The organism is Ruegeria sp. G5 (assembly GCF_056533365.1).
In genome coordinates this window covers 1-12,651 of record NZ_JBQFOK010000011.1, presented here as the reverse complement: position 1 = coordinate 12,651, position 12,651 = coordinate 1, and the positions used below count along the sequence as shown (strand labels likewise).

10 protein-coding genes and 2 pseudogenes are annotated in these 12,651 nt (G+C 53.5%); 6 read left to right on the top strand and 6 right to left on the bottom strand.

The window, feature by feature from the left end:
• Positions 1–4 precede the first annotated feature (4 nt).
• Together ACR0BD_RS17165 and ACR0BD_RS17160 are read right to left on the bottom strand one after the other, a co-directional pair.
• On the bottom strand, positions 5–1,015 hold the full coding sequence (locus tag ACR0BD_RS17165; protein ID WP_480832227.1) for a carbohydrate kinase family protein: 1,011 nt from the start codon (positions 1,013–1,015) through the stop codon (positions 5–7).
• Between the two features lie 340 nt (positions 1,016–1,355).
• Positions 1,356–1,544: pseudogene (locus tag ACR0BD_RS17160) on the bottom strand (IS6 family transposase); the annotation flags it as partial.
• Positions 1,545–1,925: 381 nt separating this feature from the next.
• Between ACR0BD_RS17160 and ACR0BD_RS17155 the strand changes: the two are divergent.
• Genes ACR0BD_RS17155 through ACR0BD_RS17140 form a run of 4 tightly spaced genes read left to right on the top strand, consistent with a single transcriptional unit; the run spans position 1,926 to position 6,874 of the window.
• Positions 1,926–3,860: an adenylate/guanylate cyclase domain-containing protein gene (locus tag ACR0BD_RS17155; protein WP_480832225.1), complete on the top strand. Its 1,935-nt coding sequence runs from the start codon at positions 1,926–1,928 to the stop codon at positions 3,858–3,860.
• The gene (locus ACR0BD_RS17150; RefSeq protein ID WP_480832224.1) at positions 3,853–4,560 is read left to right on the top strand and encodes a 50S ribosomal protein L11 methyltransferase; all 708 of its coding nucleotides are present in this window, start codon (positions 3,853–3,855) and stop codon (positions 4,558–4,560) included. The genes ACR0BD_RS17155 and ACR0BD_RS17150 overlap by 8 nt, the downstream gene beginning before the upstream one ends.
• Positions 4,557–6,233, top strand: coding sequence for a transporter substrate-binding domain-containing protein (locus ACR0BD_RS17145; protein WP_480832222.1), 1,677 nt, complete (start codon positions 4,557–4,559; stop codon positions 6,231–6,233). The genes ACR0BD_RS17150 and ACR0BD_RS17145 overlap by 4 nt, the downstream gene beginning before the upstream one ends.
• Positions 6,230–6,874, top strand: coding sequence for an ABC transporter permease (locus ACR0BD_RS17140; protein ID WP_480832395.1), 645 nt, complete (start codon positions 6,230–6,232; stop codon positions 6,872–6,874). Before ACR0BD_RS17145 ends, ACR0BD_RS17140 begins: the two co-directional genes overlap by 4 nt.
• A gap of 64 nt (positions 6,875–6,938) precedes the next feature.
• Here ACR0BD_RS17140 and ACR0BD_RS17135 read toward each other — a convergent pair.
• A pseudogene (locus tag ACR0BD_RS17135) lies at positions 6,939–7,179 on the bottom strand (IS6 family transposase); the annotation flags it as partial.
• 21 nt (positions 7,180–7,200) lie between these two features.
• Complete coding sequence (locus ACR0BD_RS17130) at positions 7,201–7,659, bottom strand: NUDIX hydrolase (protein WP_480832220.1); 459 nt, start codon at positions 7,657–7,659, stop codon at positions 7,201–7,203.
• A gap of 269 nt (positions 7,660–7,928) precedes the next feature.
• On the opposite strand from ACR0BD_RS17130, the gene ACR0BD_RS17125 reads away from it, so the two are divergent.
• Both ACR0BD_RS17125 and ACR0BD_RS17120 read left to right on the top strand, forming a co-directional pair.
• Entirely contained in the window at positions 7,929–9,332 is a 1,404-nt protein-coding gene (locus ACR0BD_RS17125) for a pyridoxal phosphate-dependent decarboxylase family protein (RefSeq protein ID WP_480832219.1), read from the top strand.
• 421 nt (positions 9,333–9,753) lie between these two features.
• Entirely contained in the window at positions 9,754–11,631 is a 1,878-nt protein-coding gene (locus tag ACR0BD_RS17120; protein ID WP_480832217.1) for an adenylate/guanylate cyclase domain-containing protein, read from the top strand.
• Positions 11,632–11,793: 162 nt separating this feature from the next.
• Here the strand turns inward: ACR0BD_RS17120 and ACR0BD_RS17115 are convergent, their stop codons facing one another.
• Entirely contained in the window at positions 11,794–12,279 is a 486-nt protein-coding gene (locus ACR0BD_RS17115) for a DUF6653 family protein (RefSeq protein ID WP_480832215.1), read from the bottom strand.
• Between the two features lie 66 nt (positions 12,280–12,345).
• Positions 12,346–12,651: hypothetical protein (locus tag ACR0BD_RS17110; RefSeq protein ID WP_480832214.1), on the bottom strand; the 306-nt coding region annotated here is incomplete at its 5' end.

The window sequence follows — 12,651 nt, the reverse complement described above, 5'->3', positions numbered from 1 at the left end:
GCGTTCAGAACGTCTGAAATCCAAAACCCGCTGCCATGCTCATGCATTCTTTCAAAGGGCGGACGCCAGCTGAGGCTGAAGGCGCTGTCAGGCAGGCTGCGGCGACGCTAACCCCGAATTTCAGACAATCTGAGGGATCATTTTCTTGATGAACTCCGTGCAGAAACCCCGCGGCAAAGGCGTCCCCCGCGCCGAGTTTCGAACGGATTGAACCTGCTGGTATGTGCAAAGCCGGTTGTATGATCTGCATTCCACTGCGGGCCACATAGACGACACCGTGTTCGCAATGCACCACAACGGCCTTTCGGATGCCGAGTTCCAGCACCTTCTGCGCAGCAAGAGAAAGGTTTTGCGCTGTCAGATCAGAACCTTGGAAACTGCTGCCGCACAGCCAGCCCGCCTCCAGCTCATTCAAAAGAAGGAAGTCCAGATAGGGCGCTGCGCTCGCCACGATATCTGCAAGAACCGGATGATCGCGACTGACAAGATCAGCGACCGTAAGCATTCCAGCATCGCTTGCGCGTTCCAAAACCCGGCTGGCTGCAGTACGACCTGTCGCGTCTTTGTGGTCCAGTGCGTCCAGCATGGTTAGGTAGCCAAGATAGAATATGCGGGTGCTGAAATCCCCGAACTGAAGCGTTTCCAGTGAAAGCTGTGCGTTGGCACCCGGATAGTGAAAAAACGTGCGCCGGCCTGTTGAAATGACCGACATTACGTCTGTCCACGATGTACCGGCCTTAGAAGTTGTGAATATATGCCCGGTTTCTATTCCCCGCTGTTTGCAGGTTTCTTTGATCCATTCCCCGTCGGGGTCGTCGCCTATCGAAGCCACGGCGTTCAGAGGGTATGGAACCTGCATGGCGGAGAGGTTGCTGAGCAGATTGAACGGCCCGCCGCCACTATGGCGGCTATGGGATCGAACCACCGCAAGATGATCTTGCCGCGGATACTCCTCGACATGTTTGACATGGTCGACAATAAAGTTTCCCGCCGCCGTGATCCCCTGTCGTTTCATCAACCGCAACCCAACCCAAAATGTCTGATTATTGAATGATTACGCACCGACCCGATCAGATCAAGAAATCCCAAAGGGCTGATGCGATCCACTGCTGGGACCTGCGAAGCAGACCGGCAGACTGTGAACCTCTCTTTCGTTGCCAAAATCGTAAAAGAAACGAACCGTCACGACTACATCCAATTTGCTCGGGCTAGGGCGGTCGCCCGTGAAAGAACGCTCCACGATTTCAGGGACGCCACAGAATGGTGCTGTAAGTCGATTTCGAACCAGACTCAGTTTACCGTGGAAACCGTGACCCTATCCGGAACAAAGTTGACGCCACTCGACAAGGGCAGCGGACCGCGTCTACGTGCCACTTCCATTTCGAGCATGCACGAAATTTCTGAACACGCTTTCTGCGGATCTCAGAGGTAAACACCGGGTCGAACCTGTTCAACCAATAGCGGACGGCCTCATGGCTGACATCACTCCTGCGCTCGTGCAGCAATTCTTCGACATTCCCAAGCGAGCGCGGCAAACGTGTGTATTGCACCGCCTGCGCTCAAATTTTGTGCGTGTGAGAGCGGTTTGACCGATTGCAGCCAAACATTCCTATTGGAACCTTCGCACAATGCGTGTGTTATGTTCAGTTGAAGTACCACCGGGGCTTGGCTCAATGCGAAACATTCAGGAAAGTCCAGTCGATGCAACGCCCTCCAAAGCGTCTAATGTAACTACACGGGGCTTTTCAGTTCCGCTCAAAGCGACAATTCTCGTTGTTTTTTTTCTGACAACAGTACCGGTTCTGGTGGCCATAATTCAGATTAATTACCAATCGAGTGAACGTGTACTCCGAAATCATGCCACAGAGATTGTCGAAAGGTTCCGCAACGAAACAATCCGACAAATAAACTCGGAGTTTCAAGCATTGAAATCGCTTGTCGCAACTGCGGCAGAGCTTGGTCGACAAGCTCCGGACCTGTTCACCGACAGCAGAGCACTCGTCTATCTATTCGAGATGTTGGGCTACAGCGAAACGCTGTTGAACATATACGTCGGTACAAACGATGGCGAGTTTCGCCAAGCGAGGCGCATTCATGATCTCGATGCGTCGTTTCACGGAACCAAGCCTCCGGAAGGCGCGCTCTATGCTTATCGTTTGGTCGAACCGTCCAAAGGCCCGCCAATACTAGACAGGTATATCTTTCTTGATGGAGAACAAACCGTTCTTGGCGACGTCGGGATCGATAGCGACTATGACCCCCGCCGCAGATCTTGGTATAACGAAGCCGCAGAAGCGGGTGGTGTTATCATCACAGATCCCGAGCTTTTCTGGGCTTTTGGTCTTGTAGGATTTACTGTTGCCGAACCTTACGCTGTAGACGGTGAGTTGCTGGGCGTTGTAGCGGCAGATGTTACACTGGATCGGTTTTCGCAGTACCTGGCTGAAAACCCCGTAAGCGAAAACAGCGTAAGTTATATGCTGGACAATAGTGGGCTGGTTCTGGCGGCCTCGGACGGCCTGACGCAATTTGGTAGCGACAACAACCAAGTGGCTTTGACACATGTTGCAGACGCCACAAATCGAATTGCAGCCAGAGCCTATGGTCAGAGCCATGAAACGGCAGGAGCGGAAGTCTTCGATTTTTCTTATGAAGGTCGGGATTTCGTCGTTGCGCTGTCCTCGTTCCACGAAAACCTGGGCAAACCCTGGCGGCTGATGGTTGTTACGCCACTTGACGACTTTACGGCTGAATTTCACGCGAGCAATCGCAAAACGCTTATTATTGGTCTGGCTGCCGTTGCCTTCCAACTCACCGTTATTGCGATTATTGCTAGCCTCGTCGCCTCCCCTCTCCAGCGGCTGGCGCGCAAGGTTAAGCGGATACAATCCTTAGACAGGGCTTCGGATCTCGCGGTCGTTCGTTCGCACGTTCGAGAAATTGAAATTCTTTCGTCGGCAATCGAGACGCTGGATACGGCAGTACAGGCTTTTGCCCGTTTTGTCCCCGTTGAGTTGGTACGACAATTGCTCAAGTCAGACCAAAAACTTGAACTGGGCGGGCAAAGTCGTTTTCTGTCGGTCTTGTTTTGCGACGTCGAAGCGTTTTCAACCTTGGCAGAACGAATTGCAGCGCGAGATTTGCTGGATCGCGTCTCCGCGCTTTTGGGGATGTTCAACCGTCGTGTGCTTGAGGAAAAGGGTACAATCGACAAGTTTGTTGGCGATGGTGTGATGGCCTTCTGGGGGGCGCCTTCACCTCTGGATGAACACGCGTTTCATGCCTGTGTAGCGGCATTGTCTGTTCAGCATGATCTGGAGCGTTTGAATCAAGATTGGCGTAAATCCGACGAGCCTGAGATGCGCCTAAGGGTCGGCATACACTCCGACGTGGTTTTGGTTGGCAATGTCGGCTCAAGCGAACGCATGAGTTACACTGTTCTGGGCGACGGGGTAAACATCGCGGCTCGGCTGGAAGACTGTAACAAGATTTATGGAACACAGATCTGCATCAGCCACGACACCTTCCGCGAAGCTGGTGATAGATTGTGCGTACGTCCGATTGATGAGTTGCAGGTAAAGGGACGACGCTCTCTTGTTACAATCTACGAACTTATGGGGGCTTATGGGGCCGGTGAAAGGTTCGAGCCATCAGAGAAAACTGTGGAGGTTGCTCGTCTAAGTCGGCGCGGGTTTGAAGCGCTGGTCGCAAGAGATCATTCTGCCGCTCTCGTAGCCTATCGCCAAGTTTTGGAAAGCTGGCCTGAAGATTCGGTGGCCAGCTTTCATGTGAAACGGCTGGAAGCGGACGAAGCCGGTACGGGCTCACGCGCCTGGATACGAGAAGTCGACGATGAATAACCTACACGTTACCTCTATGGCGGATCCGTTTCGGCCCAGCGACTACTCAGCCGCGATGGTAAGGTGTCTTCAAGATAATAGCGACTTAGTCAGTGGCGCCCGCGTTCTTGATGTGGGATGCGGCAGCGGAGTTCTGCTTGCAGCTGCAGGCGCAATAGGTGCAGCACAGCTGACAGGTGTCGATATTGAGCCCGCAGCGGTCGCGGCAACCATCGACTTGTTAAAAAAACAGGGGATTTCGGCGCCCTACGACATTCACCAAGGCCAGCTCTTTACTCCTTTGAATTCTCGGCAGTTCGATCTGGTTTTGGCTAACCTTCCTCACTTTCCAATGGATCAAACCGCGCTCGAAGGACGTTTAGCGTCGTGGAGCGCCGGCGGCCCCAGCGGTCGTCAGTTGTTGGACCAATTCCTTGAAGGTCTGCCGCCTCATCTTGCACCACAAGGCCGCGCGATAATTGTGCATAATGCTTTCATCAATCTTGAAAAAACAAAAGAGAAAGCTGCCACACTTGGCCTCTCACTCAACGTTCTCAACGCCTTTCTCGTCCCATTGCCCCAACCCAAACTGGACTTAATGGCCCGCGATGTCCTGATGCGGGAAACCGGGAAATCGATCATTCGTTTCGGCAACCATACTTTTGGCGAGGTGGCTGTGTTGTCGCTTGCCAAATCTCCAGCCGATGGGGAATTTTTGTGAAAAGTGCGGCTGTGATTATTTTGGCCGTCTGGCTTCTGGCCTCTGCCTTGATGATTGCGCCCGCCAGCGCCCAAACGCCAGATGAAGCCCTCGACACACTATTGGCCGAGGCGCAAGCCAAGTTGCCAACAGCGTGCAACGATCCAACGGTTGATCGTCTGGTTCGAATACTGTGCTCAGGCCGTATGCGCGTCGGGGTCAGAGGCCACTACCCTTTGTTCGCCACGCGCAATGCAGATCGATCCGACCGGGTAGGCTATGACACAGATGTGGCCCGGGCCATTGCAAAAAGGTTTGGCGTACAGCCTGAATGGGTACATGTGCGCGCCGCGACCCGAATCTCTACTTTGGCAGAAGACGGCGCTGACGTGGTGATCGCGACCATGGGGCACAATACGCGTCGTGACAGTCAGGCACGGTTCATCCGTCCCCACTATTATCAATCGGAAACAATCATAGTAGGCCCGCGCGAAACGGACGTTTCAGCTTGGTCGGATGTCGCCGAACGCCGTGTCTGCACCACCATCGGAAACTATGCGAATGCGCATCTGGTCACAAAAGGTGTTCGCTTGATGTTGTTCGAAGATGCTGCTCGCTTACCGGAAGCGTTGAATGAACAAGTCTGCCGATTGGTGGCACATGACGACAGTTTTCTGGCCTCTTATCTTTCGGAACCATCTTTTGGCGCGCGGTTCGAACCCAAGTTCGGTTTCGATCCGGTGCCTTGGGGAATAGCGGTTGCACAAACCGAAAGCGACGATCTGGCCCGGGTGTTGGAACTTATCAGTCAGATAATGCACCGCGACGGTGAGTTCCTGGAACTCGCGCGCAAGAATGGTATTTTTACACAATTCTTGGCAGAGCAAAGCAAACTCTGGCAGACATCGGAGTGTTCAACGGTGGCTGCGTTGCGAGACCCTGCCTGCGTTCTACCTGCTCTTGACGCGACTCCACCTCCGACTGCTTTTGCTGACACCGTCCACTCGGCAAGCAATTGGATGGAAGACAATCTTGGTTTTTCCCCGACCTTGCCAATGCTCACAAGCCAACCGGCGTTCGACCTCTTCACCGCCGGCATATTTAATTCTTTCATTCTTGTAATAGGGTCGCTGTTCGCAACGCTTGGCTTTGCCTTGATCATCGGTCTTCTTGCCGCGTTTCCAAACCGTTTGGCGCGTTTTTTGGCCTGGAGCGTTATCTCGGTCATTCAGTCTTCTCCGGTGATCCTGACGCTGGTCATAGTCGCCGCGGTTGCAAACGCAATTTTCACATACTCTCCTGCAGTGGCCTTGGGATCTGCAATAGTTGCGCTCGGCCTAATGAACGGCTGCAACGCGGGTCAAGCAATCGGTGAAGCCGCAGATACTCTGCGGCGAGACGGGCAGAATGGCAGCCGTTTTGACTTATCACTGTTCCGCGAGGCTGTAAGGCGGTCTCTGACACAACTGCTTTCGTTTTTGGTCAACGCCGCCAAAGGCACACCAATTGCCAGTTTCACCGGCGCACCTGAGCTTCTCAGTGCTTTAACTGACATCACCTCTTTCGCGGCTGGCCGAGCCACGACCTACACGTTGGTCTTGCTATTTTATATTGCTGTTGTGATTTGCGTCGTCCGGGTTTGCGAGGTCATGCGCAAACGGCTTGATGTGCGTTTGCAGGAGGCCAAACCATGACCGACCTGATGAATTTGCTTAGCTCGGATTATCCAATCGAGTTGCTAACTGGCATGGTCGTTAACTTCCAGATCGCGTTGATTGCGTTGACGCTTGGATTGGCTTTAGGTGTTCCGTGCGTGCTTTTACTACTCATGGGGCGTGTTTGGAGGCACGCAGTTAATCCACTCATCGGCTTAATGCGCGCAGCTCCAACTTTTGTCGTGATGTTTTTTTTGTTGAACATTATCCCCCGGCAATTTCAGGTTTTTGAAATCAACGTGGTGCTTTCACCCGAGCTGATCGTAGCATTGTCGCTGGTACCTTACGTTGCGGCTTATGTGGTTGATAACGGCATGAGCGCCATAGTCGAACTGCGCGGCGGTTCGCGTGAAGCGGCGCTGTTGTTCATTCCTAATCTTGTCCGCGCTTTCGTTGTTCTGGTCATGTCATCCAGTGCTGGCGTGGCAATAGGTGTAAATGAAGGCATCGCTGTCGTCCTTCGCGAGGCCGAAAGATATTCGACCCTTGGCGATCAAATGTTGGTCTTTGCGATCGGTGTATTTGCCTTTGGTGTCGTGTTTCAAATCGGCTTCGCCTTCGTCCGAATTGCGATGCGTCTGTTTTCAAAAACCAAATCCAGCGAGACACATTCTCTATGAAAAGTGTTGGTGATCTCAAAAGCAAGGGGCAGCGACCTAGCTTGTGATGCTCTCGAAAAGGGCCAAAAACCTCGTCCACGTACCCATTTCTGCCTAGAGAACGCACCCGACCGCCGAACGCGCCTCCACCTAATCTCAGAAGCAAACACCGGGCCAAACCTGTTCCACCAATATCAGACAGTTTCATAGCTCTCATCGATGCCCCGTTCGTGCAGCAGATCTTCGACATACCGAAGCGAAAGCGGGAAACGGATGTTCCGCATTACCGCAAGCCGAAGTTCCGCGTTGGCGTAGCTGAGCTGCAATTGGAAGCCTGTGAGGTAGGCTTAGCCGTCATTGCGTAAAAGGTGGGTTCTTAGTCCGTTCGGGTACAGTGCAGGTCCATTGTCCAAATCCAGTTCGCTGAGATCGAACCATCGCGCAATGACTGTGCCGCCATGGGCTTCATTGAATTCAATTCGATCACAACCCTCGAATGCGCGTTCGGGTAGCGAAACTTCAAATACCGCAATGATCTCGTGACCGCGGGAACCCTCGTGAAAGTACATGTTTTCGAGAAAAAACGGCTTCCCGTTGGGCAATACATCAACGTTCAATTCTTCCTTGAATTCCCGGATCATTGCGTTTTCCAATGTCTCCCCGAATTCAACACTTCCACCAAGCGGGCGTACTCCTTTTATTCTGCCCTCGTCATCAAGGACTTCTGCGGCAAGAAGTTTACCCTCACGCCAATTCAAACCAATTACTTTCACGCGGATTTCTTGAGGAGGACGCCATGTCGACATTTCGACACGGTATTGCAATCAGTTAGAGTAGTATAGGGCTCGCACCGGACCTTGGCTGCAAAGTACTTAGACGGCTGTGAGGCGGACAAAAGTATGCTTTCGCTGCGGTTGAGCTAATGACCGCAAATAGTTTAACCAGCTGGCCAAAAACATTCGTTCTCGGGACGATCCAAGCTAGCGATCTCAGCCTGCCTGACAATTTCCTTGGTAATTCTACACAGCGCTCGTACCCTCGCTGTCGTAGCTAATGACGACTAGTGGAGAGCGGTATGGCTCTAAGCCCTGACCAGGAAGCAGCGTTTTCGTTGGCTTTGAGCGCAGCGCTGGCTTATCGACGCAACGATCATACCCAACCAGTTTGTCCTTCAGAACCTGCACCTGCCGCCCTGGAGCGGTTTCGCGAATGCATGCCCGAACAAGGAATGGCCGCTGATGCCGTAGTCGGAGAGCTGATTGACCGAATAGAGCCCGGATTGATGGGTACAACCAGTCCCGGTTTTCTTGGTTGGGTCATTGGCGCGTCTCACCCTGTCGCAGTCGCGGCGGACTGGTTAACGTCAGCTTGGGGGCAAGTCGCCAGCTTTGCCGATATTGCACCGGGTACGTCAGCCGCAGAGGAAGTCGCTGCAGGTTGGCTGCTGGACTTGCTCGGCTTGCCCGAAGATGCGGGGCTGGGTTTTGCTACTGGCGCGACCATGGCAAACTTTACAGCACTTGCCGCCGCCCGAACTGCGCTTTTAGACAAGGCTGGCTGGGATGTCGAAGCGAATGGGCTATTCGGAGCGCCTCACGTCAACGTCGTTCTGGGAGCTGAAGCACATTCCTCCGTCTATCTGACACTTCGAATGCTGGGTTTCGGCTCAAAACGCGTCCATATCGCAGATGCAGACACACAAGGCCGAATGCGTCCTGACCGGCTTGCTGCAGTATTGCGGGAAGTTGATGGCCCGACAATCGTATGCCTTCAGGCGGGCAACGTTAACAGTGGTGCGTTCGATCCGTTCGAAGACCTAATTCCCATCGCTCATCAATACTCTGCCTGGGTGCATGTAGATGGGGCATTCGGGCTTTGGGCCGCTGCAGCGCCGGGAACCCGGCCTCTGACAAAGGGGATGGCCCTTGCCGATAGCTGGGCCGCAGACGCTCATAAGTGGCTCCAGATACCCTATGATTGCGGGGTTGTTGTAGTCCGAGACCGTGGCGCGCAACAGCGTGCAATGGGATCGACCGCCAGCTATTTACCCCAAGAGGAACGCCGGAATCCGTCGGATTACGCTCCTGAGCTTTCGCGGCGGGCGCGAGGTATTGCCGTCTGGGCCATACTTAAAGCCCTGGGGCGATCCGGTGTCGCTGAGATGATCGACCGCCATTGCTCAATTGCGAGACATATTGGTGATCGTCTTGCGCAGGAGCCGGGACTTACGGTTCTCAACGATGTGGTCCTGAATCAAGTGGTTCTGACGTGTGGAGATGCGGACGACCCAATTTCGGACCGCATGACAGAAGCAACACTAGCCGCCGTGCAAGCCGAGGGCACGTGCTATCCAAGTGCTGGGCATTGGCGTGGACGATCCGCAATGCGAATCCCGGTTTGTTCCGGTCCCATGACATTGGAAGATGGCGCCCGCTCAGCAGAGGCAATAATTTCGGCGTGGCGACGCATCCGTGATTAGGTTTGATTACGTTATTGGCCACACCTTAAAGAGTGGACATTGGTGTATCCGGCAGCATCAAGTACTTTGGGCTCATTGCTGACCTCGGTGTCGGCGCAGCATCCACGAACTCGTGCCGACGTGGCATAGTAAGGACGGCCCAGAGCCGGCATCTAACGGCAGGTCGCGATGCTACGGTCGCAGCCCGCTTACCTGACATTCGCGGCGACCGCGAAATCTCTAACTCTTTCTACTAGTGATCAGCGGGACTTTGCTGCCATCCGCATTTTTACTCAAAAGAGCCGCAGTCAGGCACAGGTTCACGGCTGATGCCTTAAAAAGACTTAACAATCGCTCTTTTTGGAAATGTGCGTTCGGCTAGCGCATCTGGCCTAGATGCAATATTGCGTTTAGCGTGGTGCCCACTGTGGGAGTTCAGTCTTTGGAAAGACGTCTAGCAGCGATACTTGCAGCCGATGTGGTTGGCTATAGCCGTCTTATCCGAAATGACGAGGCCGGCACTCTTGCAAGGGTCAAAGCCCATCGCGAGCAGTTTTTTGAACCAATTGTCGCTTCACGACATGGGCGCATCGTCAAATTGATGGGCGACGGCTTGCTTCTTGAGTTTGCAAGTGCAGTTGAGGCCGTTCGGAGTGCGTTGGACATGCAGCACTACGTAGGCGTCGCCAATGCTGACCTGCCGCAAGATTCGCAGGTGCGTTACCGAATCGGCCTCAATGTTGGCGACATCGTCGTAGATCAGGATGACATTCACGGGGATGGTGTAAATGTTGCCGCACGCATTGAAAGCCTGGCTGTCCCGGATGGCATTTACATGTCGGCTAGCGTTTTCGAACAGGTCCATACCAAGCTCGATCTCACCATAGAAGATTTGGGGAGGCGAGAGGTCAAGAACATCTCCGAACCCGTTCACATCTATCGCCTTACAATGGATGAAAAGGCAAAAGCCATCGTTTCTCCTATTGTGCCACTTACTAAGAAGCCAACGAAAAATCGCCTGATTATGATAAGTTGCACCGCAATTGTCCTGACGTTAGTAGCCGCCGCATGGCTACAACCTTGGTCCGTGGTGCGATCCCCAGACACAGATGAACAAGCGGCGGCCCTGTCTGGCAAACCCTCAATCGCGGTCATGGCGTTCGACAATCTCAACAACGACCCGAGCCAAGATTATCTAAGCGACGGACTGAGTGAGAACATCTTGACCGCCTTGTCCCGTTTTTCAGACTTCTTCGTAGTCGCCCAAAACTCGACTTTTTCATATAGGGACACTCCGGCAGATATACAGAAAGTGTCAGAAGAATTGGGTGTTCGCTACATTGTTGAGGGGAGCGTTCAAATTGCCGGTGAGCGTTTGCGCGTGACGTCCCAACTCATTGATGCGAGGACGGGCCAGAACATCTGGGCAGACAGCTACGACCGAGACCTACTGGACATCTTTTCAGTACAGGATGAGATAACGCGAACCATAGCTTCGCTTCTCTCCACGAATATCGATCTGGCAGAGTACAGCCGTCTTAAGCATCAGCCTACTGATAGTCTTGGCGCTTACGAATTGCGCAAACGTGCGCAGGAGGAATGGTTTACCTTCACGAAAGAAGGAAACATCAAGTCAGAAGCGCTTAGCGCAAAAGCCATTGCTCTGGATCCGAACTATGCTGGGGCGTATGTCGAAAACGCTTGGGCACACATAAACGGGTATCGTTGGGGGTGGACGAACTCTTTAACGCGAGAGGAATCACTGGAGCGCGCATTTGAGATGGCGCGGAAGGCCATTGAACTGGAACCCTTCAATTTCAAAGGTCATTGGGTCTTAGCCAATGCAACTACTCAAAGCGGTAACCTTGAGCGAGCTGCTTCGCTTTACGACAAAGCGATTTCTCTGAATCCAAATTCGGCATCCGTTCTGGCAGATTCCATCGACCCGCTCGTCTATGGCGGCAAGGCGCCTGAAGCCGTTGAGCGCATGAAACTGGCGATCCGGCTGAACCCACATCACCAAGACTGGTATCTTTGGAATCTGGGTTGGGCTCAGTACTTCGCCGAGGAGTATGAAGATGCCAGGGCTTCAGTTGAACAAATGAATGAAATACCCGACGGCTTGAAACGCACCTACGCGCCTATTCTTTTACGCCTTGGCCTTCCCAGTGATGCGCAGACCGTTATCGATGAGTTTCTGGCGGCCAATCCCGAATTCACTATCCAAGAAGCGATGAATGCGCCATTCGAGAGTGAGGCATATCTCAATCGGTGGGTAAGGGATCTGCGAAAACTGGGTGTGCCTGACACCAAAGAATGAACGATTTTTCGAGTTTCGCTTTGCGGGTGTCGCCACCAGACTCAGACACCCACAACTATCGCGACAAACTTTAATACTGCGGATTGCATCGTCAATGACCGCCTCGCGGTCAAAGTGTGATTTCGCTATGACTGCGCGAATAATGGCTTTGGTTGCCAAACCCTAAGCGGATTCGTTTGCGTCGTGGAATATCCAGACCATGCGGTCAACGAACCAAACCTTGGGCCCGATCGAAAGCACCAAACCGCAAATGGTCGCCCACGGGTCGAGGATGATCAGACCCCATACGAGGATCACCATTCCGAAAGCAGACATCGCGGTTAGTATGTTGGCCATGCGGACGTGATGCTCTGCAATAGGAACCACTTTGCGCTTGAGAAACAGTCTTTCGCCCATAACACCTTTGGCGGCCCAGCTGTCAATCTTAGCTGGCGGACCAAATAGCCTCGGGTTCGTCCACGTCCACAAGACCGCCAAGGCTAACGGCACCAATGCCCACCAGCCAAGCCAGACTCGCGACCAAATCGCAAGTGCTATGATCGGCAGGCAGCTGAAGCGAGTATAGACGCTCCATGGGTTCGCGTGACGGGCCCATGCCTCATCGTCCATCGCCATTAGGCGCTCGGCTGCTTTGAAGATGTCTGCCATTACACAATACTAGCTCGGAGGCCTCCTAAAAACCATCCGAGTTCATACGCCGGTCATTGGTTTCTTCTACAGCGAGTGAAGCATCGGGCACTTTGCAAACCTCGGAGCAGATGCAGCATAGGCCCCTGCCCTGCCAGCTACCAACGAGCTATCGGCCCAAAGCTGCCATTCACCTGCTGATCGACATGCTGCATTGCGGCCCGTCAGACCTGATGGGGTGGATGGCTCCTGCTCCAACCGGCGTCGCAATGCGCCATAGTGCAGTTGTCTAAGACTGCTAGTGAGAGGAGCCACCCCATGCAAGTTACCACAATTGGCGTTGATCTGGCCAAGAACGTTTTCCAGGTCCACGGGATCACCGCCACTGAGGAA

Coding starts and splice junctions, on each gene's coding strand:
- ACR0BD_RS17125 (WP_480832219.1), top strand. CDS start 7,929: ATGGCTCTAAGCCCTGACCAGGAAGCAGCGTTTTCGTTGGCTTTGAGC.
- ACR0BD_RS17140 (WP_480832395.1), top strand. CDS start 6,230: ATGACCGACCTGATGAATTTGCTTAGCTCGGATTATCCAATCGAGTTG.
- ACR0BD_RS17165 (WP_480832227.1), bottom strand. CDS start 1,015: ATGAAACGACAGGGGATCACGGCGGCGGGAAACTTTATTGTCGACCAT.
- ACR0BD_RS17150 (WP_480832224.1), top strand. CDS start 3,853: ATGAATAACCTACACGTTACCTCTATGGCGGATCCGTTTCGGCCCAGC.
- ACR0BD_RS17115 (WP_480832215.1), bottom strand. CDS start 12,279: ATGGCAGACATCTTCAAAGCAGCCGAGCGCCTAATGGCGATGGACGAT.
- ACR0BD_RS17130 (WP_480832220.1), bottom strand. CDS start 7,659: ATGTCGACATGGCGTCCTCCTCAAGAAATCCGCGTGAAAGTAATTGGT.